The organism is Sorangium aterium, from assembly GCF_028368935.1.
GTDB lineage: Bacteria > Myxococcota_A > Polyangia > Polyangiales > Polyangiaceae > Sorangium > Sorangium atrum.
The window spans coordinates 713,786-734,736 of the sequence record NZ_JAQNDK010000004.1 but is presented as its reverse complement, the minus strand read 5'-3'; the positions used below and the strand labels follow the sequence as shown (position 1 = coordinate 734,736).

17 protein-coding genes are annotated in these 20,951 nt (G+C 71.4%); 8 read left to right on the top strand and 9 right to left on the bottom strand.

Going from position 1 to position 20,951, the window contains the following annotated elements:
* Window positions 1-264: 264 nt before the first annotated feature.
* The 4 genes from POL72_RS34170 to POL72_RS34155 all read right to left on the bottom strand — a co-directional run bounded on the left by POL72_RS34170 (window position 265) and on the right by POL72_RS34155 (window position 4,939).
* Window positions 265-1,293, bottom strand: a complete 1,029-nt coding sequence (locus POL72_RS34170) for a hypothetical protein (RefSeq protein WP_272100976.1) — start codon at window positions 1,291-1,293, stop codon at window positions 265-267.
* A 366-nt stretch (window positions 1,294-1,659) separates the two neighbouring features.
* A complete protein-coding gene (locus POL72_RS34165) occupies window positions 1,660-2,619 on the bottom strand; it encodes a phosphotransferase (protein WP_272100975.1) in 960 nt (319 codons plus the stop codon).
* Complete coding sequence (locus tag POL72_RS34160; protein WP_272100974.1) at window positions 2,616-3,158, bottom strand: hypothetical protein; 543 nt, start codon at window positions 3,156-3,158, stop codon at window positions 2,616-2,618. Before POL72_RS34160 ends, POL72_RS34165 begins: the two co-directional genes overlap by 4 nt.
* A 275-nt stretch (window positions 3,159-3,433) precedes the next feature.
* Complete coding sequence (locus POL72_RS34155) at window positions 3,434-4,939, bottom strand: FAD-dependent monooxygenase (protein WP_272100973.1); 1,506 nt, start codon at window positions 4,937-4,939, stop codon at window positions 3,434-3,436.
* A 105-nt stretch (window positions 4,940-5,044) separates the two neighbouring features.
* Between POL72_RS34155 and POL72_RS34150 the strand changes: the two genes are divergently transcribed.
* From POL72_RS34150 to POL72_RS34140, 3 genes are all read left to right on the top strand, one after another.
* A complete protein-coding gene (locus POL72_RS34150; protein WP_272100972.1) occupies window positions 5,045-5,749 on the top strand; it encodes a TetR/AcrR family transcriptional regulator C-terminal domain-containing protein in 705 nt (234 codons plus the stop codon).
* Between the two features lie 280 nt (window positions 5,750-6,029).
* A complete protein-coding gene (locus tag POL72_RS34145; protein WP_308738138.1) occupies window positions 6,030-7,406 on the top strand; it encodes an LLM class flavin-dependent oxidoreductase in 1,377 nt (458 codons plus the stop codon).
* Between the two features lie 112 nt (window positions 7,407-7,518).
* Window positions 7,519-8,355, top strand: a complete 837-nt coding sequence (locus tag POL72_RS34140; RefSeq protein ID WP_272100971.1) for a cyclase family protein — start codon at window positions 7,519-7,521, stop codon at window positions 8,353-8,355.
* A gap of 64 nt (window positions 8,356-8,419) precedes the next feature.
* On the opposite strand, the gene POL72_RS34135 is transcribed toward POL72_RS34140, so the two are convergent.
* Window positions 8,420-8,809 carry a tautomerase family protein gene (locus POL72_RS34135; RefSeq protein WP_272100970.1) on the bottom strand — a complete coding sequence of 130 codons (390 nt, stop codon included), beginning with the start codon at window positions 8,807-8,809 and terminating at the stop codon, window positions 8,420-8,422.
* 177 nt (window positions 8,810-8,986) lie between these two features.
* Window positions 8,987-10,900: a glycoside hydrolase family protein gene (locus POL72_RS34130; protein ID WP_272100969.1), complete on the bottom strand. Its 1,914-nt coding sequence runs from the start codon at window positions 10,898-10,900 to the stop codon at window positions 8,987-8,989.
* 168 nt (window positions 10,901-11,068) lie between these two features.
* On the opposite strand from POL72_RS34130, the gene POL72_RS34125 reads away from it, so the two are divergent.
* The 4 genes from POL72_RS34125 (at window position 11,069) to POL72_RS34110 (ending at window position 16,454) form a co-directional block, all read left to right on the top strand.
* Window positions 11,069-12,235, top strand: a complete 1,167-nt coding sequence (locus tag POL72_RS34125) for an RtcB family protein (protein ID WP_272100968.1) — start codon at window positions 11,069-11,071, stop codon at window positions 12,233-12,235.
* Between the two features lie 145 nt (window positions 12,236-12,380).
* Window positions 12,381-14,165, top strand: a complete 1,785-nt coding sequence (locus tag POL72_RS34120; protein ID WP_272100967.1) for a Rieske (2Fe-2S) protein — start codon at window positions 12,381-12,383, stop codon at window positions 14,163-14,165.
* Window positions 14,166-14,238: 73 nt separating this feature from the next.
* Window positions 14,239-15,126, top strand: coding sequence for a serine/threonine-protein kinase (locus tag POL72_RS34115; protein ID WP_272100966.1), 888 nt, complete (start codon window positions 14,239-14,241; stop codon window positions 15,124-15,126).
* A 5-nt stretch (window positions 15,127-15,131) separates the two neighbouring features.
* The gene (locus POL72_RS34110) at window positions 15,132-16,454 is read left to right on the top strand and encodes a GNAT family N-acetyltransferase (protein ID WP_272100965.1); all 1,323 of its coding nucleotides are present in this window, start codon (window positions 15,132-15,134) and stop codon (window positions 16,452-16,454) included.
* Window positions 16,455-16,464: 10 nt separating this feature from the next.
* Here the strand turns inward: POL72_RS34110 and glgX are convergent, their stop codons facing one another.
* Both glgX and POL72_RS34100 read right to left on the bottom strand, forming a co-directional pair.
* The gene (glgX, locus tag POL72_RS34105; protein WP_272100964.1) at window positions 16,465-18,594 is read right to left on the bottom strand and encodes a glycogen debranching protein GlgX; all 2,130 of its coding nucleotides are present in this window, start codon (window positions 18,592-18,594) and stop codon (window positions 16,465-16,467) included.
* A gap of 78 nt (window positions 18,595-18,672) precedes the next feature.
* Window positions 18,673-18,924: a hypothetical protein gene (locus POL72_RS34100; RefSeq protein ID WP_272100963.1), complete on the bottom strand. Its 252-nt coding sequence runs from the start codon at window positions 18,922-18,924 to the stop codon at window positions 18,673-18,675.
* A 620-nt stretch (window positions 18,925-19,544) separates the two neighbouring features.
* Between POL72_RS34100 and POL72_RS34095 the strand changes: the two genes are divergently transcribed.
* Window positions 19,545-20,678 (top strand): hypothetical protein, encoded by a 1,134-nt coding sequence (locus tag POL72_RS34095; protein ID WP_272100962.1) that lies wholly within the window; start codon window positions 19,545-19,547, stop codon window positions 20,676-20,678.
* A 137-nt stretch (window positions 20,679-20,815) separates the two neighbouring features.
* On the opposite strand, the gene POL72_RS34090 is transcribed toward POL72_RS34095, so the two are convergent.
* Window positions 20,816-20,947, bottom strand: a complete 132-nt coding sequence (locus POL72_RS34090; RefSeq protein ID WP_272100961.1) for a hypothetical protein — start codon at window positions 20,945-20,947, stop codon at window positions 20,816-20,818.
* Window positions 20,948-20,951: the final 4 nt, after the last annotated feature.

Sequence of the window (20,951 nt, the reverse complement as noted above, 5' to 3'; positions counted from 1 at the left end):
TATGCAGACCTGCCGCTCACGGCGTCAAGCACGGCTCCTCCACGCAAATGGCGGACTCTGCAGTTCACGCGGAGGCCGTCGGTCCCGAGGCAGGCACAGCAAATCGCGGCAAACAGGCCCTGGCGCGGGCGATGATCCGGAGAGAGAAATCGAGATGCGTACTCGCAATGCGCCCTGCGCGTCGTCGAGGACGGCGACCGCCGCGCCTGCCGTGCTGGCTTTGGGCGCACCGGATCACGGCGTGCGCCCCGCGCCTGACCATCGCTAGCGGTAGGGCCCGCCCCCGGTGCCGCGCAGGAGGTTGCGCTGGACCCTTGCGCGCACCTCGTCGAGCGTGTCGATGGCCCACACCATCGTCTCCGGCGCGATCGAGGAGGCGATCGGTCCCACGGTCACGCCGCGATCGTCGATGGCGACGGGGCCAGCGCGATCGTCGAGGGCGAGGAGGGCCCTACGGGCGCCAGGGTCGAGCAGCTCGGGGGCTCGGTCGGTCTGCCGCGGATCCACGCGCACGAGGAAGCGACGATCGAACGCCTCGTCGTCAACGACGATGTCCTGCCCGCCCAGCATCGTGACGAGGCCGTCGAGGAGCCGTTCACGCCGGACGGCGAGGCCAAGGCCGAGCTCGGTCTCGAAGCTCGCCCGCGCGATGACCCGGTGGCGATCGCGCGCCGCGCGCTCCGAGCCGATCTCGATCGGGCCCCCCTCGATGCGGCCCGTGACTGAGAGCGGCGCGCTCGCGAAGGCGAGGCCGCGCGCCGCGGCGAGCGCGCGGAGCGCCTCGGCGTGTCCGGCGAGCGACGCGGCGGCGCGGAGGCCAGCGCGCGCGCCGTCGAGGAGCTCGACGATCTGCGCGGCGCTGTGGGCGGCGCGCACGATCCACGCCTCGTCCATGCCGAAGCTGTACGGCTCGGAGAGCGTACAGCCGCCATCGTGGATCCGGACGTCGTAGGACGCGCGGTGCAGCGCGACGAGGTGCTCTCGGAGCGCCACGGTGAAGAGATCCCCTGTCCGGGAGGGATCGTCAGCCGCGATCGAGAACTCGCTGTCGAGATCGTCGCTGCCGGTCGCGACCGCGTTCACGAACCCCAGCGCCACGTCCCGACGGTGCATCTCGAGGCCGAGATCGAGGGGCGGCTGGAGCCAGCCGTGGACGAGGACGTGCGCTTGCCGTTGGGTCCAGCTGATCTCCACGGAGACGAGGCGCCCCGCCACGAGGCCCCTCGCCTCGCGGTCCCGTGCGGCGAGGCCGAGCGTCGCGGCCGCGGCCTGGACCTTCTCCCAGCTCCCCATGCACCCACGCTATCTGCGCGAACCACCGGGCGCAATCATCGCAATCCCGCGCACCTCCGCCCAACGGACCTTGCCTCACTGCCAGCCCTGGTTGGCGCGAACGTAGAAATGTCATGGTTCCTTCAGCGCCAGCGCGCGCTTGCCGCGCACCTCGGGCTCAGGCCGCTCGAGAGGACTTCACCGAGAAAGACAAGGAGTCCCCACAGGGGGACCCCGAGTCTCCCTGAATGTGCTGCTGTCGTTCTGCACAGCCGCCCGGTCGCGTCCCGACTGGCAACGTCACGCCGCCCGCTGAGCTCGCTGGAGATCATCGAGGTGGGTCGCGATCCTTGCCGCGGGCTCGCGCCCCAGGCCTCCAGCGTGGCGTCATGGCAAGCCGCGCAGGACGTCGAGCGCCCGGGCTTCCCGCCGCACCTCGCGCAGGAAGGCGGCGGCGACGACGCCGGGGTGCGTTCGCTCCGGCGCGGCGCCGAACGCGGCGAGGACCTCGGCGAGCGGGCGGGACACGTCGTCTTCGGGAGGCGGCCCGCCGAGGCGCGCAGCCCCGAAGAAGAAGCTCGCAGCGTAGAAGGCGAGGGCGATGGCGCGCGCCAGGCGCGCTCGCTCGCGCTCGCCGTCGTTCGCGGGCCTCCCGAGGTACGCCTCGAGCAGCGCCTCCCGCTGCTCAGGCCGCGGGTACGCAAAGACCCCGAGCTGCGCGAGATCGATGAACGGATCTCCCGCGCCCGCGTGGGTCCAGTCGACGAAGTACACGCGCTCGGCCGCCACGAGCACGTTGTTCGGGTTGAGGTCGCGATGACACGCGGCCGCGTGCGCGTGGGGCGCGCTCACACGCTCCAGCTCGGCGATGGTGCGCACGAGCTCGGCTGGCAGGCCCACGCCTGCGAGCGCGGCGCACTGCGCGTCGAGAAAGCGCAGGAAGTCCATGCGCGACGGGCCGCGCGGGAACGGCGGACCGTCGTGGAGCCGCCGCAACGCCGCCGCGACCCGCTCGATCTGCATCGGATCGCTCGTCGGGCGGAGCGGCGTCCCCGCGATGCGGTCCATGATCGTCACGCCCGTCCGCGCGTCCGCGTGGTGCAGGCGCGGCGCGACGCCGCGCTCGGACGCGACGCGCATGCACGCGCTCTCGCGCGCGGCGCGCTCCGGATCGCTCGGATCGAGCGCGAAGCGCTTCGCGACGTAGGGCGCGCCGTCGACGACGAACGCGATCAGCGCGGCGCCGGAGAACCCGCCGGAGAGCGAGGTCACGTCCTGGACCGGGCGCCCCGGGAACGCGGCCTCGAGCGCGGCGGTGACGTCCGGGTGCAGCTCCGGGGCGCTCATGCCCACCCCCGCATCGAGGCGAGCCGCTTTGCGTAGAGGCGGCTCCGCGCGGCGACATCGGCAGGCCGTGCCCAGTCCCACCCGATCGCCTGCCAGTCCGGGTCGTCGGGATCGAGCCCGAGCGACGCGACGAACGCGCGATCGGCGACGAAGAAGTGGTGTTTGTACGCGAGGAGATAGCCGGGCGACGCCTCCGGCAGCGCCTCGACGTGGGCGCGCGCCTCCTCGTAGGTCGCGAACCAGTGGTGCAGCACGCCGCCATCCCGGCCGTAGAGCAGCGTCCCGAGCTCGGGCGCTCCGGGCTCTCCCGCGAGGGCGAGGCGCGCGCGCTCCCAGCTCGAGAAGCCGCACTCGCGCGCGACCACCGCGAGGCAGTGCTTCCGGCGGATGCCGGCGACGGCCGCGGCGAGCGCGGCCTCGTCGGCGCGCCCGAGCTCGGGCAGCGCGCGCAGGCGCAAAAGCGCCTTGACGTCGTTCGACGCGAGCTGCTTGTGCAGCAGCTCAGCGCGGGTCTTCAGCTCGCGAACGGGATCCATCATGGACGTCTCCTCTCGAATCGGCCGCTACCCGCTCCCTCGGCCCGAGGATGTCGACGTGGTCATGACGGTGCGAGGTGACTCGCGGTCGTCGCGTCGCAGGGTGAAAGGCTTCTTTCCGGCGGGGAGGGCGCCCCTGCGCACCCTGGCCAGACGCTAGCGCTTCGCGTCGGGGCGCGCCAGACCGAATCCAGGAGCGTGCGGGCTGAACGCGCGAACGGGCGTCGGTGCGCCACCTTCTCCACCTCTTCCGAAGGTGTGAGCGCGCCCTCGCGGCCTCACGCGGGCCCGCACCAGGACTCGAGCGCGCCCCTCAGATCGGCGAGGCACGTCGCCCGTCGGGCGGCGTCGCTCGCCCACGCGACGTGCCCGTCCGGCCTCACCAGGAGCGCATCGAGGGCGGCGAGATCGCTCTCCGGCGCGGCCGTCGCGCGGACGACGTCGACGCGATCGCTCCACGCCGCGCCTGCCTCCCGGAGATCGACCGCACCGGTGAGGTCGAGCAGGACGAACCGGCCCGTGGGGAGCAGCTCGTACAGCCGCGCGGCGCCGCGGTCCGTCACGAGCGCGCGATCGGGCGCCCGCCTGCCGACCCAGGGGTGGGCCGCCGCCGTGTCGCCGGGCGGATACGCGACATCCAGCGCGCTCACGAGCTCGGAGATCCGCCGATTGACGGGCTCCATGGCGAGCAAGTCGCTCATCATCTTTCGGAGCGCCAGCCCCGCCTCCGAGACGTCGCCGAGCTTCGTTTGAACCTCCGTGTTGCGCCCCACGGCCAGGCCCACGGGGTGGCGCTCGTCATGATAGCTGTCCAGGAGGCGGGGCGGCGCCCAGCCGTTCACCTCGGCAGCGAGCTTCCATCCGAGGTTCATCGCGTCTTGCAGTCCGACGTTGAGCCCCTGGCCGCCGGCGGGAAAGTGGATGTGCGCCGCGTCGCCCGCGAGCAGGACCCGCCCACGCCGGTACCGCTCGGCGACCCGCGTCGCATTGCCGAAGCGCGACAGCCACCGCGGATCGCGCATCCCGAAGCCCCTCCCGACGATCCTCGCGACGCCGCTCTCGAGCTCCCCGAGCGTGACCGGCTCGGACGTGGGCACATGAGCCCGCTCCGGGTCGAACACGACGAAGCGATAGACGCCCTCGTGATCGCCGGGTGGAAGCGGGGCCGCCAGCACGGAGCCGCGCGAGCACGTGTGCCTGAACGGCCTGGCCGGAGGCTCGTCGAGCTCCACATCGCCCAGGATGGCCGTCACTGTCGTCTCCGTGCCCGGAAACCCGATGCCGCTCGAGCGCCGCACGGCGCTCCTCGCTCCGTCGCACCCCACCACGTAACGCGCGCGCTCCTCGACCTGCCCCTCGGGGCCTTCGACCCGCAAGGCGACCTCGCCTTCGCTCTCCGTGACCTCGACGACCGAATAACCGCGCTGGATCTCGGCGCCCAGCTCCCGGGCCCGCTCCTCCAGGAGCGCCTCCGTCTGGGCCTGGGCCAGCCACAGCGTGTACGGGTGCCGCGTGTCGAGGCGCGAGAAGTCGAGCGAGGTGTCGAGCCACGCGAAGTGCCCTGCCGGCATCGGCACACCCCGGCGCTGGAAGCGGTCCACGATCCCGCGCTGATCGAGGATCTCCAGGCTCCTCGGGTGCACCGTGAGCGCGCGCGATTGCTCGGTGCGCGTCCGCCGCTGCTCCAGCACGCGGACCCGGACCTTCGCGAGCGCGAGCTCCGAAGCCAGCAACATCCCTACCGGACCACCGCCAACCACCACGACATCATTTTGCACCGACATTGAAACCTCCACGCCCCCGACTCTAACAACGTTAGAGTAAATTGAACGATGTTAGAGTCAAGGCCGTGCTTCGACTTCCGGGTACGAACGAGGGAAGGACCGGCGATGCGGCTACGACGTGAGCAGGTCGTCGCGACGGCGCTGCGTCTCCTGAACGACGTCGGGCTCGATGCGCTGACGATGCGCCGGCTCGGGCAGGAGCTGGAGGTCCAGGCGGCGACGCTCTACTGGCACATCAAGAACAAGGAGGAGCTGCTCGACGCGATGGCGGAGGCCATGCTGGCGGGCTGCGCGGAGAGCGTGCCGGTAGCGCTCTCGGGGATGGAGCGCGCGGCGGACATGGGCGAGCGGCTCCGCCGGGCGCTCCTCGCGCACCGCGACGGGGCGCGGGTGTTCGCGGGGACCTACGTCGCGCAGGACAACACGCTGCGGGTCTCGGAGGTGCTGATCGGCGCGCTGAGCGACGCCGGTCTCTCCCCGCGCGCCGCGGCGTGGGGGTGCTGGTCGATCGTGTACTACGTGATCGGCTTCGCCCTCGAGGAGCAGGCCCTGGTGGTCCGCCCGGGAGCGGACCGCGGCAAGGCCGATCCAGCGCTCTTCCGCGAGGCGGTGGAGCGAGGAGCTTACCCGCACCTCGCGGCGGCGCTCCCGCACCTCCTGAGCGCCGACACGGACGCGCGGTTCCGGTACGGGCTGGAGCTCATCCTCAAGGGACTTGAAGCGGAGCTCGAAGCGGCGCCGCGACCGAGCGAGTCCAGGAGCTCGCCGCGCGCCGGAGCCAAGAAGCGGGCGCCCCGCCGGAGCGGCTGACCGCCGCCGGCGGGGATGGCCGGCCTGTCGGGTGCTCCGGGAGCAGCGGATCGCCACCGGTTGCTGCTGCCGCAGCAGCGCACCAGCAGCGTTCCGTGCGCATCGAAGCTCCACGCGTCCTGCCAGCGGGCGCGCCGACCCGCGGCCGCCGCCATACGCCGAGCGGAGCGGCGGCATTGGAGTTGCCTATCGCCCGCCGTCCGCCGCTTCATGCATCGCGCCGTCGGCCGCCCCTCCATCAAGCCGCCCGCGCGCCCCCGAGCTTGAGAAGGAGTATCCCGTGACCGTGCCCCACCGACCCGGCAAGCTGCACCTCAACGCGTTCCTGATGACGATAGGACACCACGAGTCGGCGTGGCGGTACCCGGAGAGCAACCTGACCGGCACGTGGGACGTGGCGCACTACCAGCACCTCGCCCGCGTCGCCGAGCGGGCGAAGTTCGACTCGATCTTCTTCGGCGACGGCCCGGCGCTGCAGGGCGACATCCGGTACCGGCCCGTGGGTCGGCTCGACCCGACGGCGCTGCTGCCGGCGTTGGCCGTGGTGACCGAGCGGATCGGGCTCGTGGCGACGGCCTCGACCACCTACAACGAGCCTTACAACCTGGCCCGCCGCTTCGCCACGATAGACCACATCAGCGGGGGCCGCGCCGGGTGGAACATCGTCACCACCGCGGGCAGCGACGCGGCCCAGAACTTCGGGCTGGACGAGGTGCCGGAGCACCGGCACCGGTACGAGCGCGCGGCCGAGTTCGTCGACGTGTGCCTCCAGCTGTGGGACAGCTGGGAAGACGACTTCCTGATCGGCGACAGGGAAAAAGGGCGCTTCGCGGACGGCGACAAGATCCACCGCATCGACCATGAGGGCCGGTTCTTCCGCGTGCGCGGTCCGCTCAACGTGCCGCGCACGCCGCAGGGTCACCCGCTCCTCGTCCAGGCCGGCTCCTCGGAGGACGGCAGGGAGTTCGCCGCCCAGTACGCCGAGGCGGTGTTCACCGCGCAGCAGACGCTGGCCGAGGGGCAGGCGTTCTACGCGGACCTCAAGCGGAGGGTCGCCGCGTATGGACGGAGGCCGGCGCTCGTGAAGATCCTCCCGGGGATCGTGCCAGTCCTGGGCGGCACCGAGGAGGAGGCCCGCCGGCGCGAGAACGAGCTGGCCGAGCTCCAGGTGCCCGCCTACGGCCTGAAGCAGCTGTCCGGCCTGATCGGCGTCGAGCTGACGGAATCGGACCTGGACAGGCCGCTTCCTCCCGTCGTCGACGTGACGGCGGTGCGGGGGATGCAGAGCCGCTTCGCGCTCGTCACCGACCTCGCGCGACGGGAGAACCTCACCGTGCGGCAGCTGCTCTCGCGCCTCGGGGGCGGCCGCGGACACCGCACGTTCACCGGTACACCGGAGCAGGTGGCGGAGACGATCGAGGAGTGGTTCACGCAGGGGGCAGCGGACGGCTTCAACGTGATGCCGCCGCTGCTCCCCTCCGGCCTGGAGGCGTTCGCGGAGCACGTGGTGCCCATCCTGCAGCGGCGCGGCCTGTTCCGTACGGAGTACGAGGGCACGACGCTGCGGGACCACTACGGGCTCCCCCGGCCGGAGAACCGGTTCGCGGCCCGCCGAGCGGCCGGCGACCAGGTCGCCGCCGCCGCGCCGGCGCGCTGAACGCGCGTCAGGCGACGGACCGGCGAGCGAGGTCAGGATCGATGCCCCGGCGCGAGGCCGGTGACAGGATCATCTCACGCGGCCGGTAGCATGGCCGGCCAGGAGGGGCTCGATGCGAACGTTGATCTCGACGGTTATCTTGCTCGCCGCGCACTCGGCGGGCTGCGCGGCGGAGCAGGCCGGAGCGCGGGGCGACACCTCTGCCGGCGCCGGCGCGAGCGCCGTCCGCCTGCCCGAGGGCGCGCGGCTCGTCGACCTGACCTATCCCTTCGACGACAAGACCATTTACTGGCCCACGGCGACGACCGGCTTTGCCCACGAGACGGTGCACCACGGCAAGACCGAGGGCGGCTACTTCTACTCCGCATACACGCTCTGCGCGCCGGAGCATGGCGGCACGCACCTCGACGCGCCCATCCACTTCGCCGAGGGCAAAACGACCGCAGACGCCGTGCCCCTGTCGCGCCTCGTCGGCCCCGCGGTGGTGGTGGACGTGTCGGCCGCCGCGGCCAGGGACAGCGACTACCTCGTGAACCTGGCGGACATCGAGGCGTTCGAGCGGGCGCACGGCGCCATCGAGCCGCGCACCATCGTGCTGATCCGGACGGGCTGGGGCGCGCGCTGGCCTGACAAGAAGAGGTATCTCGGCGACGATCGACCTGGCCACGCCGAGGCGCTGCACTTCCCCGGCATCGGCGAGGACGCCGCGCGGGCGCTCGTCGCGCGGAACGTGGGCGCGGTCGGCATCGATACGGCGAGCATCGACAACGGCCCGTCGAAGGATTTCATCACCCATCGGGTGCTGCTCGGGGCGGATATCCCCGCGTTCGAGAACGTCGCCTCGATGGAGTCGCTGCCTCCGCGGGGCGCGCTCGTCATCGCGCTCCCGATGAAGATCCGCGCCGGCTCCGGCGGGCCGCTGCGCATCGTGGCCGTGCTGCCCCGCTGACCGCCGGATCCGCACCGGCGCCCGGCCCGCGCTGCCGCGCGGGGAAGCCCGCGAGCGCCCGGACCTAGAGGTTGATCTTGTAGTTCAGCTTGACCTCGTCGCCGTGCATCCCGCGAAACCCCCAGTCGTGGGGCGGCGACTCCGAGATGCATATCTCGATGTCCTGGTGGTCGATCCCCACCTCATCCCGGATCTTGTCGAACAGCAGCCGCACGAGCTTCTTCTTCGTCTCCACGCTGCGCCCGGTGATCATCGATATCTCGATGATCGTATAGGCGTCTGTGCGCCCGCCCGGCGCCAGCATGTCCTCGCTCTCCATCGGGAAGAAGCGATGCGCCCGCTTGTCCTGCGGCATCTGCAGCGCCTCCATGACGCAGGCGTGGATCACCCTCGACAGGGCCTCCTTCACCGGATTGAGCTTCTCCTTGATTCCGTAGATCTTCACCTGAGCCATGCGCGGTTCTCCTGGAACAACGTCAAATCATCCATGCCACTGTGCTCTCGCCTCTCGATCGCGCCGAAGGCGCGGTCCGCCGGCTCTCCGGCTCTCGGGCGCCCCGCTCGGCGAAGCGACGCCGGGCCGCGGCCGCGCGCCCTCCGGCGACGCCATCCCCGTCTGCGCGCGCTCTCTTCAGTCGTCCGCGTCGTCGCCCTTCGGCCCGGACTGCCCCGCGGCGGCCTCCTCGCCCTCGTCCTCGGGGAGCCCCGCGCCCGCCGCCTCCGCGGAGAGCGCCATCCGCTCGGCGAGGGGCCGCTCGGGCAGCGTGAGCAGCGGGCCGTCGCCGAGCTCGCCTATCATGTTGAGGTACGCGTTCATCGCGTGGCACACCGAGTCGGTGCGCACGTAGCGATCCCTGACGCTCCAGAACACCCCGCCGGCGGCCGCCTGCGGGTTCTTCACAACGAACGAGCTCTCCGGACCGTACGTGTACTGCAAGAGCAACCGGATCGCGGCGACCACCGCATCCTTGTACCGATCGCAGCCCTCGGTGCCCTTCTTCCGGCAGTGGTGGTACACCTCCGACATCACCTCGGCGAGCCAGCCGCTCCCGCTGCTCGACAGCGACCGCTGCCAGCGGCCGTAGCGGTAGGCGTCCTCGGGCCTGCGCCACTGCCGCTTCACGAGGTCGTCGGCGCAGCGGAAGACGGTCTGCTCGACGCGCTGGTCGCCGCCGGCCTTGGCGAAGTCGAGGAGCGACTGGACCGCCCACGAGCTCGAGATCGGGTTGGGCTTCCTGTAGTCGTCGCCGAGGAAACACCCTTTCTCTGCGATCCTGGCGAGCAGGTAGTCCGCGGTCCGGGCCGCGGCGTCGAGGTACTTCTTGTTCTTCGTGGCCCGGTAGGTGCGCGACAGGGCGGAGAGGACCTGCCCCGTGTAGAGCGTCGAGTCTTTGCCCTGGACCTTCCACGCTCCGCCCTCCTGCCCGATCAGGGCCGAGCGCACGCTGCCGTCCGGCCGCTGCATCGAGATCAGCCACTCGGCCGCGAGCACGGCGGACTCGAGGTACCTCTTGTCCTTCGTGACGCCGTGGAGCTCGAGGAGCGTGAAGATCGACTTCGACGCCGTGCCGACGACCAGCCGGCGCTCGGGCCGCTCGCGCTCCAGGTCGAACGCGTAGAAGAAGCCGCCGGCCGTGCGATCGCGCGCCTCGCGGCTCTGCATGCCCATCATGAAGCCGGCGGCCTCCGTCGCCAGGCGGAGCAGGCGCTCGTCGGGCTTGTAGGCGTGCAGCTTGAGCAGCGTCAGCGCCGTAGACGCGGTGTAGATCGTGTGCAACTCGCGCTCGAACCGGTCCGCGGGGGCGTGGTAGTACTTGTGAACCCCCTTGTGCCGCGGATCGATGACGCGCAAGAGATAGCCTTTGCCGTCCTCGATGCGCCGCGCGAGGAGGGCCTTGTCGAGGGCGCGGACCGGCACGAGCCCCTCGACGAGCTCGACGCCCTTCCCCGGGCGCTCGACGCTCTCCACCATCGACTCGTGATGAGCCGGCAGCTCCACGACCAGCCGCGCGCCCGCGAGCGCCTCGCGCGCGCCGCCCGCCGCGGCCACGGCCCTGCGCGCGGCGTCCTTCAGCGCGACGCAGAGCCCCGCGTCCGACGCCTCCCCGCGGGCGATCTGCTTCCCCTCCCGAAAGCCCATCACGACGGCGCGGAAGGGGCGTTTGGACGAGAGGGCGAGATCGCACGTCACCTTGTCACCGCCCGCCGCCACCTGACGGACGAAGGCGACGGCGCGATCGCGGAAGGCGCCGTTGTCGAGCTCGGCGCCCGCGCCCCCGTTCTCCGGCGGCTGGATCACCGGGTCGGGCACCCGGGGCAGGTTCGCCGCGATCTGGGCCGCGAAGCGGTCGTCGCCCGGGGGAAGGGCGCGCTGTCCACCTTCCGCACCTTCCGCGGCGCTGGCCGTCGCGGAAGGTGCAGCGGCGAGCTTCCCGGCCGCGGGGTCCTCGCTCGGCTTGCGGCCGTCACAACCGCTCGTGACCCCACACGACAGAGCGGCGAAGGCCGCCAGGGTTGCGATGGAGAGCACGCGAGCAGACGGCATGGACAAGGACCCCGAAGCGGCGATTCGACGCGTATCAAGAACCCAGAGGTCCCGCAAGGCCGAACGGGGTAGCCGCGCGCCTCGCGATGCGCCCGCACGCGCGCCTCGCGATTCGGCCGCATGCGCCCTCGCTATTCGCCTGCATGCGCCCCGCGCTATTCTGCCCGCATGGGACCCGCGCAGATCAAGGGCAAGAACGTGGACATCAAGCTGTGGACCCGGCCGGACGAGGTCGAGTCGATCGCGCTGGAGCAGCTGCGGAACATCAGCGCCCTGCCCTGGGTGTTCCACCACGTCGCCGCCATGCCCGACGTCCACTTCGGCAAGGGCGCGACCGTCGGCTCGGTCATCGCGATGCGGGACGCGGTCGCGCCGGCCGCCGTCGGCGTCGACATCGGCTGCGGGATGGGCGCGCTCCGCACGAACCTCACCGCGGCCGATCTGCCCGACGACCTCCGGCGGATCCGCAGCGACATCGAGCGGGCGATCCCCGTCGGGTTCGCCGCCCACGACGCCCCGCCGGAGGGGTTCGAGCGCCTCCCGCTCTGGGACGAGTTCGCGAGCCTGAGCCCGAAGGTCCAGGGGCTGTTCGCGCGGGCGCGCTGTCAGCTCGGCACGCTGGGGGGCGGCAACCACTTCATCGAGCTCTGCCTCGACACGGACGGCGACGTGTGGCTGATGCTCCACTCCGGCTCTCGCAACATCGGCAAGGAGCTCGCCGAGATCCACATCGCCACGGCGAAGAAGCTCGCCCACAACCGCGACCTGCCCGATCGCGATCTCGCGGTGTTCCTCGCCGGCACCCCGGAGATGAAGGCCTACCGGCACGACCTCTTCTGGGCGCAGCGGTACGCGCGGACGAACCGCGAGGCCATGTTCCACCTCGCCGAGGGCGTCCTCCGCCGGCACTTCCCCGAGCTCGCGATCCAGGACGCCATCTACTGCCATCACAATTACGTGGCAGAAGAGTGTCATTTCGGCGAAGAGGTGCTGGTGACGCGCAAAGGCGCGATCCGAGCAGGCAAGGGCGAGCTCGGCATCATCCCCGGCTCGATGGGCACGCGCTCGTACATCGTCCGCGGCCTCGGCAACCCCGAGGCGTTCGAGAGCGCCTCGCACGGCGCGGGGCGCAGGATGAGCCGCGGCGAGGCGAAGCGGCGCTTCACGGTCGGCGATCTGGCCGCGCAGACGGCCGGGGTCGAGTGCCGCAAGGATGGTGGCGTCCTCGACGAGATCCCCTCCGCCTACAAGCCGATCGAGCGCGTCATGGAAGACCAGCGCGATCTCGTGGAGATCGTCGCCGAGCTCCGGCAGGTCCTCTGCGTGAAGGGGTGAACGACCGGCGCGGGTCCGGACAGGGAACTTTTCGCGGCGGCCCCGTTCGCGGCCCCTCCCCGCCCCGCTCTCGGCTACGATGCACGTCGCGTTCACGACGCGCGCCGCGTACCCACCGCGGCGCGCACCGCCGCGCGGAGAAGCCATGAAGTCGGACTGGATCGATCTGGGCCCCCTCTCCGAATTTTCGGCGGAGGTGCCCGTGCTGCGCAAGGACGACGCGGGGCGGCGCTTCGCCTGCGTCCTCCGGGGCGGCGAGGTCCACGCGCTCGACGATCGCTGCCCGCACCAGGGTTACCCGCTCTCGCAGGGCGCGCTGCGCGACGGCGTGCTGACCTGCGCGTGGCACAACTGGAAGTTCGAGCTCGCCTCGGGCGCCTGCACGTTCGGCGGCGAGCCCGTGCGGCGCTACGCCACCCGCATCGACGACGGGCGCGTACAGCTCAACCGGGCCGTCGACACCGCGGCCGAGGTGCGGCGCCTCGTCGCCGGCCTGCGGGAGGCCGTCGTGCGCGACGAGCCGGCGCGCGCCCTGCGCGAGGGCCTCCGGCTGGGCGCGCTCGGGCTCCACCGGGGGGAGACCGGCCTCGGCAGCCTGCACCTCGCGTTCGAGGTGCTCGCCAGGGACGGGGCGGAGCGCGCCGAGTACGGCTTCGATCACGGCCTCGCCCTGCTCGCGGACCTCTGCGCCTGGGTCGAGCGCGGCAGGATCCCCGCCGAGGAAGCGTTCGTGGTCGCCGCCCACGCGATCGGCGAGGCGTCGACCCGGCTAGGCCCCCGCGGCAAGGGCCACGGCAAGGTGGGGGCCCGCTCGCCCCTCGCGCGCATCGCCGACTTCGAGCTCGACGAGCCGACGAAGGTGAGCGAGGCGCTCGCGGCGGAGCGCCGCGACGAGGCCGAGGCGCGGATGCGCGAGCTCGTCGAGATCCGCGGCACGGCCGGCGCGCGCCGCGCGCTCATGCCCTTCGTCGCGCAGCACCTGTACGACTACGGGCACGGCGCCATCTTCCTCTCGAAGGCGCTCGAGCTGGCCGAGCGGTTCTCGTCCGCCGCCGACGAGGTCCTCGCCGCCTCCACGGTGCAGCTCGCCTGGGCGACCGCCGACACGAGCCTGCCCCCCTTCACCGCCACGCGCGCCGCGCTCGCGCGCCTCGCCGATCTGGCCCTGCCCGGCCCCGACGGCGCCGCGGCGGCCACGCGCCCGGACGCCGCGCCGCTCGAGGGCGCGGAGCGCGCCGCCTTCGAGGCCGAGGTGCTCGCAGGAGAGCAGCCGGCCGTCGAGGCGACGGTGCGCTGGCTCGCGCGCGGCGCCGGGCCGCTCGCGCTGCTCGGCGCGATCGGCCACGCCGCCGCCGTCCGCCTCGCGCGCTTCGACTCGGCCTGGGAAGCGCGCCTCGACGCCGAGGTCGGGGTGCTCGACGTCACCCACGCCGTCACCTTCGCGGAGGCGGCGGCGGCGCTCGGGCGCGAGGCCCTCCCGCGCGAGGCCGCGCAGCTCGCGGTGCTCGCGGCCGGCTTCGTCGGCAAGCTCCGCAAAGCGGACGCCGCCGCGCCGCAGGCGTCCGCTACGACTGCTGCTACCCGCGCGCGAGGCGGCGGGCTGCTCCAGGCGGTGGAGGCGCGCGACGTCGGCGCGGCGCTCGCGATCGCGCGGGAGCTCGACGCCGCGGGTCGCCGGCGCGCGTTCGCCGAGCTCGCCCCCTTCGCCGCGTTCGACGCCGCGGTGAGGCCCATTTTCACGGCGCACGCCGTGAAGACGCTCGAGGCGCTGGAGCGGCTCGAGTCGTCCGATCCTCGGCCCGACGGCGCGTACCTCGCGGCGCTGCTCACCCACGTCGTCCCCGTCCGGCGGGAGCTCTCCGCGCGCCGGATCGCGGCTGTGGCCAAGAAGTTCATGTCCGATGGGCGGCCACCCGACGGGCTGTATTGAGCGGGCCGCCCGCCCGGCGGACGGAGACCGGAGAAACGTGCACTGGTGCGAGCATCATTCATACTGACTGTCTATGCGGCTTGAGCCTGGATCCCACGTAGCGCCGCACCTGACGCTCGACAGCCTCCTCCGGATGGGAGGCGTCGGCAGCATCTGGACGGCGCATCACCTCGGGCTCGGCAAGGAGGTCGCCGTCAAGTTCATCTCTGCGTCGCTCGCGACCGATGCGACCGCGGTCGCCCGGTTCCACCGCGAAGGCGCGCTCATGACGAGGATCAAGAGCCCCCACGTGGCCGAGGTGTACGAGCACGGCGTCGCCGCCAACGGCCTCTCGTACATCGTGATGGAGCTGCTGCGGGGCGAGGAGCTGTCCGACCTGCTAGCGCGCGCCGGGCGCCTCCCCCTGGAGGAGACACTCGCCCTCGTCTCGCAGCTCTGCGCGGGGCTCACCGCCGCGCACAAGCTCGGCATCATTCACCGGGACATCACGCCACAGCACGTCTTCCTCGCCGACACCGACGGAGGCACCTGCGTCAAGCTGCTCGATTTCGGGGTCGCCAGGGGGGATGTCGACCCGGATGGGACCACGCTGACGAACACGGGCGCGGTGGTCGGCAGCCTCGTTTATATGAGCCCGGAGCAGTTCTTCAACCCGAAGCTGGTCGACGGCCGCTCGGATCTCTGGTCCGTGGGCGTCATGGCCTACCACGCGCTCACCGGCGCGCCGCCGTTCGAGCAGAAGGGGATCGAGGCCCTCCTCGGCGCCATCCGGATCGGCACCTTCTCGCCTCCGAGCCAGCGTTGCGCCGAGATCACGCCTGCCCTCGACGCGTGGTTCGTCAAGGCGCTTGCCCGTGAGCCGTCCGGCCGCTTCGGATCGGCCGAGGAGATGTCCGAAGCGCTCCGCCGGGCCGCCGCCGGGCCGCCGGGCCCAGGGAGCGCGCCTCCCAAGGTAGATTGACCGGCATGGCCCGCGCCCGCACCCCGAGCCGTTCCAACCATGAGCTCGTGTTTCGCAGCGCCCGCAAGGGCGAGGAGGGCACCCTCGCGACGGTCGCCTACCGCGCGTTCCAGGCGGGTGATCCAGAGGCGTGGCTGCGGTATTTCACCGAGCACGCGCACCTCGCCCTCGACAACGTGATCGTCGCGGAGACCGACGGCCAGCTCGTCGGGTACGTCGCCTCGCTCGACCTGACGATGAGCTTCGCGGGCGCGGACGTGCCGTTCCAGGGCCTCTCGTCCGTGGCGGTGCTCCCGGAGTTCCGCCGCCGGGGCATCGCGGATCGGCTCGTCCGCGAGAGCCTCCGCCGCATGCGCCGCCGGGGCGAGGCGCTCACCCTGCTCCACCCTTTCCGGCTCTCGTTCTACCGGAGGTTCGGCTTCGGCGTCTGCGAGCTCCGCGACGTCGTGCGCACCTCGCCCGATCGGCTCCCGGACTCGGTGCTGCGCCGCCACGTGCGGGCCTTCTCCCGCCCGCGGGACGAGCCGCTCATCAAGCAGGCCTACGACGTCGCGCGGGCCGACACGACGGGGCAGCTGAAGCGGAGCGACTACTGGTGGGACGTGCGCGTCTTCAAGCGCTCTCCGAGCGGCGCCGTCTACGTGGATCCGGGCTCCAAGGCGATCGCCGGCTACCTGTTCTTCGACGTCCCGGAGGGCGGCGCCTACGGCGCCCAGCAGCTGGTCGTCCGCGAGCTCCACGCGCCGACGCCGGGCGCTTACCGGGGGCTCATCGGCTTCCTCGGCGCGCTCGGCGATCAGTACGAGGTCGTGGAGCTGACGCTCCCGCGCGGCCAGGGCGCGCCGCTGCTCGACGAGCCCGGCATCCGCGACGAGCCGATCGTGTACGAGACGGCGGCCCGGCACCCCGCCGGCCTGTGCCCGCCCGCGCACACGGCGCAGCGGCGCAGCGTCCTCGGCCTGACGGCGGCGGGCGCGATGGGGCGCATCGTCGACGTCGCCGCCGCGCTCGCGCTGCACCCGTCGCCGCGGAAGCACGGCGTCCGCGGCGCCATCGGCGTCGACGTCGAGGACCCCGTGTTCACGGACGCGCCGCGCGCCTTCGACGTCACCTTCGCGGCGCGCGGCGTCCAGACGGCGCCCGGCAGCACGGCGGGAGACCGCCTCTCGCTCTCCATCGAGCGGCTCACGCAGATCTATTTCGGCGCCGCCTCGGCGCGCGATCTCCTGGGCCAGGGCTTCGTGGTGGGCAGCGCCAAGGCGGCCGCCCTCCTCGACGCCGCGTTCGCCGGCCCCCCCCTCTTCCTCGGCACCTTCAACGCGTTCTGAGCGCCCCGCACTAGGCGCCTCGCCTGCTCCGGAGGAAGAGCTTGAGCGAGCGCGACGTCAGCGCCGTCTCTTCCCCGCCCCTCCGCGTCTCGACCGCGGCGTCGTCGTGGGTGTCCACGAGGAGCTGCCACGGCCTGGCATCGTCGGCGAAGGGGAGGAGGAAGCCCAGGTCGCACGGCGACGCGTTGAGCAGCAGGACGAAGTCGTCGTCGACCAGCCGATCGCCCGCCTCGTCCACGTCGTCGAGCCCCTCTCCCGACAGGAACACGCCGACGCACTGCGTGAACGGGTTCGACCAGTCCTCGTCGGTCATGAGCTCCCCGTCCGGGCGGTACCACTGGATATCGTAGGTCTTGCCGCCGCGGATCGGGCGCCCCTTGAAGAAGATCGAGCGCCTGAGCGCTGGGTGCTCGTGCCGGATGCGGAGGCATTTGCGCGTGAACTCCAGCAGCGCGCGCGACGATTCGTCCCAGCCCCACGGCTGCCACGTGAGCGGGCTGTCCTGGCAGTAGCCGTTGTTGTTCCCCTCCTGCGTGCGCCCCCGCTCATCGCCGTGGAGGATCATCGGAGTCCCCTGCGAGAACAGGAGCGACGCCATGATGTTCCGCGCCTGCCGCGCCCGCAGCTTCAGGATCTCGGGGTCGTCGGTCGGCCCCTCGACGCCGCAGTTCCACGAGCGGTTGTCGTCGGCGCCGTCGCAGCCCCCCTCCCCGTTCGCCTCGTTGTGCTTCTCGTTGTAGGAGACGAGATCCGCCAGGGTGAAGCCGTCGTGGGCCGTGACGAAGTTGATGCTCGTGTACGGCTTGCGCCCGCTGTTCTCGTAGAGGTCGCTGCTCCCCGTGATCCGGAACCCGAGATCGGAGGCGATGCCGCCGGAGCCCCGCCAGAAGTCCCGCAGCGTGTCCCGATAACGGCCGTTCCACTCCGCCCAGCGCACCGGGAAATTGCCCACCTGGTAGCCGCCGGGGCCCACGTCCCAGGGCTCGGCGATGAGCTTCACCTGGCTGAGCACCGGGTCCTGGTGGATGATCGTGAAGAAGCTCGAGAGCTGGTCGACGTCGTGGAGGCCGCGCGCCAGCGCCGCCGCGAGGTCGAAGCGGAACCCGTCCACGTGCATCTCGAGGACCCAGTACCGCAAGGAGTCCATGATCAGCTGGAGCGTCTGCGGGTGACGCACGTTGAGGGTGTTCCCCGTGCCCGTGTAGTCGAAATAGTAGCGCTCGTTGCCAGGGACGAGGCGGTAGTAGGTCGGGTTGTCGATGCCGCGCAGGCTCAGCGTCGGGCCCAGGTGGTTGCCCTCCGCCGTGTGGTTGTAGACGACATCGAGGATGACCTCGATGCCGGCGGCGTGGAGCGCCTTCACCATCTCCTTGAACTGACGCACCTCCGACGCCACCTCGGCGCCTGCGCGGTACCCGACGTCCGGCGCGAAGAAGCCTATCGAGTGGTATCCCCAGTAGTTCCGGAGCCCCTTGTCGAGCAGGAATTTCTCGTGCACGAAGGCGTGCACGGGCAGGAGCTCGATGGCCGTGATGCCGAGATACCGCAGGTATCCGATGATGGCCGGGTGGGCGATGCCAAGGTAGGTCCCGCGGAGCTCCTCGGGGATCTCCGGGTGTTGCATCGTCAGGCCGCGGACGTGCGCCTCGTAGATGACGCTGCGGTGGAACGGCACGTACGGGCGCCGGTCCCCGCCCCAGTCGAAGGACGGGTCGATGACGACGCCGAGCGGGGCGCCGAGCGCCTCCCCCTCGGCCATGGCGAGGTCGCCGTCGGGCTCGCCGCTCCGGTGGGCGAACGCGCCCGCGTCCCACTGGACCCGCGAGGCGAGCGCCTTCGCGTACGGATCGAGCAGGCGCACCCGCGGGTTGAAGCGCAACCCCCGCTCCGGCGCCCACGGGCCGTGCACGCGATACGCGTATTTCTGCCCGGGCCCGACCTCCGGCACGTAGACGTGCCAGACGAGGGAGGTGCGGTGACGCATCGGCAGGCGTTGCTCGTTCCCCTCATCGTCGACGAGGCACAGATCCACCGCCTCGGCGTTCTCCGAAAAGAGGGCGAACTGCGTTCCAATACCGTCCCATGTCGCGCCCAGCGGGTACGGATCCCCCGGGCGCAATCCTTTGCGCTTGTGGCTCATGCTGGTCTCGGTTTCGCGATCCACGGCTGGGGCGGCACCCCCTCGGGCCTCGGCGCCCCGGCCGGCGTGTTTGCGCGGCTAGGCGACGTGAGGGCGCCGGCTGCCCATGGCGTCGGTCACGATATCCGCGACGCTCCGTGCCATCCCCTCCGCAATGCGGAGCGCCTGCGCCTCATCCCCCTCCGGGGTGCACATCCTGAGGCGCTCGATCATGTCCACGAGCCGCCGGGCTAGCTCGCACGCCTCGGTCATGGAAGCTGGTGACTCGAGGGAGGCCCTCCGCGGGAGGGAGACCATCTCTTCGCTCGGCGTCATCGTGGTCGACATCATGCCTGGCTCCTTATCAGTGATGGCTGCGGTCCGCACCCCCCAGAGCAGGCGTCGTGCCAGCGCGGCTCCGGTGCGGATGCTCACCGTAGACACAACGGTGGGTGCTCGGCTGACAGACTGGGCGGCACAAACCGCCACAGGTGGGGCGATTTGTCCCCCTCACAGCCCATCCTCGCTCGGCAAGGCGGGGTAGCGCAACGAACAGCCAGATGCAAAAATTGAAGACACGATGCATACCGTACGGGTTCGCTGTACGGAGGCTGTACGGGACGGCCGCTCGGGCTCTGCTGGGGGTGTGCTCGAGCTTCCATGGCCTCTGCGCATCCCTTGCCGTGGGGGCGGGCGGGCCGTGTGCGCTCGCAGCTTGCGGGACGAGGACGGCGTCGCGCGCGCCTCACGGGGGACGAACGTGGCGAGCACGATCGCGGCGCGGGCCCTGCCTTACGCGCGCCGTCCGGGAGGCAGGTGGGCCGCGCTCCGCGCGACGTCGCGTGAGACCGCGACGTGATCCTGATCGCTGCGCGGCCCCGAGGCGGCTATGGCTACGCCCGGGGGGGCCAGGTTAGTATCCGTTCCTCCGCGGCGGCCGCCGGTCCAACGCGTCGCGGTCGAGAGAGCACATGATCGGAACACTCCAGGCGAAGCTCCAGTATCTCAAGAACAAGAACCTCCACAACTGGCTCGGCGGCTACGCCCGGCAGAGGATCGAGAACGCCCGTGCTCCGCGTCCGCTCGGTCCGCGGCACCTGCTCTTCGCGGTCTGCGATCACTGGGAGCCAGGGTGGGAGAACGCCACACCGGAGGTCGGCGACGCGCGGGTGAGGGCGTGGTCGAAGGGGTATCCCGAGATGGCCGGCGCGTACCGCGACGCGGACGGCCGGCACCCGCGTCACAGCTTCTTCTTTCCGGGGGAGCAGTACACGCCCGGGTGGCTCGACGCGCTGGCGGACCTCACGCGCAGCGGCTTCGGCGAGGTGGAGCTGCACCTGCACCACCACAACGACACGGAGGAGAACCTGCGCGCGGACATCCTCAGGTACCTGGACATCCTGGGGAAGCACGGGCATTTCTCGCGCGACCCGGACGGGCGCATGCGTTACGGGTTCATCCACGGCAACTGGTGCCTGGCGAACTCCGGGCGGGACTCGCGGAACTGCGGAGTCGACGCGGAGCTCCCGCTCCTCTTCGAGACGGGCTGCTATGCCGACTACACGTTCCCGTCGGCACCCGACGAGTCGCAGCACTCCATCGTGAACCAGATCTACTGGCCGACGGGCAACCTGGCGCGCCGGAGCGCCCACGCCGTGGGGGCGCGGGCCAAGGTCGGCGAGGTGCTGGAGGACAGGATCCTGATGATCGAGGGCCCGCTCGCGCTCGCGCTGACACGCCGGGGGAGCCGGGTGCGGATGCGGATGGAGTACGGCGCGCTCCAGGCGGTCGATCCGCCGACGCCGGACCGGGTGAAGACGTGGGTGGATCAGAACATCCACGTCGAGGGGAGGCCCGAGTGGGTGTTCGTCAAGGTCTACACGCACGGCGCGCCCGAGGAACAGGCGGAGTCGCTGCTCGGCGCCGGGGGCCACGCGCTGCACCGGGAGCTCACCACCCGTTACAACGATGGCAAGGAGTGGGTGCTCCACTACGTGACCGCGCGGGAGATGTACAATATCGCGATCGCCGCGCTCGAGGGAAAGACGGGCAATCCCGGTGACTACAGGGATCACCGCCTGAAGCCGCCGCCCTGCGCGAGCTGACGCGACCAGTCCCCCCTCCGACAACACCGTAGGCCCGAGGCGCATAGCGTTAACCACGCTTCGCGCCGCGTTCTCCTACATCCGAACGTTTACGTGGTCGTGAACGTTTACGTGGTCGTGGTCGTGGTCGTGAACGTTTACGTGGTCGTGAACGTGAACGTGGTCGTGGTCGTGGTCGTCAACGGTAGGCCGTGAACGACCACGACCACGACCACGTTCACGTTCACGTTCACGTTCACGTTCACGTTCACGTTCACGTTCACGTTCACGTTG

What these genes read in the sequence shown, in the direction of transcription:
- POL72_RS34160 (WP_272100974.1), bottom strand. Translation starts at nt 3,158, where the DNA reads ATGATGGATCCCGTTCGCGAGCTGAAGACCCGCGCTGAGCTGCTGCAC.
- POL72_RS34130 (WP_272100969.1), bottom strand. Translation starts at nt 10,900, where the DNA reads ATGCCGTCTGCTCGCGTGCTCTCCATCGCAACCCTGGCGGCCTTCGCC.
- POL72_RS34110 (WP_272100965.1), top strand. Translation starts at nt 15,132, where the DNA reads ATGGCCCGCGCCCGCACCCCGAGCCGTTCCAACCATGAGCTCGTGTTT.
- POL72_RS34095 (WP_272100962.1), top strand. Translation starts at nt 19,545, where the DNA reads ATGATCGGAACACTCCAGGCGAAGCTCCAGTATCTCAAGAACAAGAAC.
- POL72_RS34150 (WP_272100972.1), top strand. Translation starts at nt 5,045, where the DNA reads ATGCGGCTACGACGTGAGCAGGTCGTCGCGACGGCGCTGCGTCTCCTG.
- POL72_RS34120 (WP_272100967.1), top strand. Translation starts at nt 12,381, where the DNA reads ATGAAGTCGGACTGGATCGATCTGGGCCCCCTCTCCGAATTTTCGGCG.
- glgX (WP_272100964.1), bottom strand. Translation starts at nt 18,594, where the DNA reads ATGAGCCACAAGCGCAAAGGATTGCGCCCGGGGGATCCGTACCCGCTG.
- POL72_RS34135 (WP_272100970.1), bottom strand. Translation starts at nt 8,809, where the DNA reads ATGGCTCAGGTGAAGATCTACGGAATCAAGGAGAAGCTCAATCCGGTG.
- POL72_RS34140 (WP_272100971.1), top strand. Translation starts at nt 7,519, where the DNA reads ATGCGAACGTTGATCTCGACGGTTATCTTGCTCGCCGCGCACTCGGCG.
- POL72_RS34100 (WP_272100963.1), bottom strand. Translation starts at nt 18,924, where the DNA reads ATGATGTCGACCACGATGACGCCGAGCGAAGAGATGGTCTCCCTCCCG.
- POL72_RS34125 (WP_272100968.1), top strand. Translation starts at nt 11,069, where the DNA reads ATGGGACCCGCGCAGATCAAGGGCAAGAACGTGGACATCAAGCTGTGG.
- POL72_RS34115 (WP_272100966.1), top strand. Translation starts at nt 14,239, where the DNA reads ATGCGGCTTGAGCCTGGATCCCACGTAGCGCCGCACCTGACGCTCGAC.
- POL72_RS34170 (WP_272100976.1), bottom strand. Translation starts at nt 1,293, where the DNA reads ATGGGGAGCTGGGAGAAGGTCCAGGCCGCGGCCGCGACGCTCGGCCTC.
- POL72_RS34165 (WP_272100975.1), bottom strand. Translation starts at nt 2,619, where the DNA reads ATGAGCGCCCCGGAGCTGCACCCGGACGTCACCGCCGCGCTCGAGGCC.
- POL72_RS34155 (WP_272100973.1), bottom strand. Translation starts at nt 4,939, where the DNA reads ATGTCGGTGCAAAATGATGTCGTGGTGGTTGGCGGTGGTCCGGTAGGG.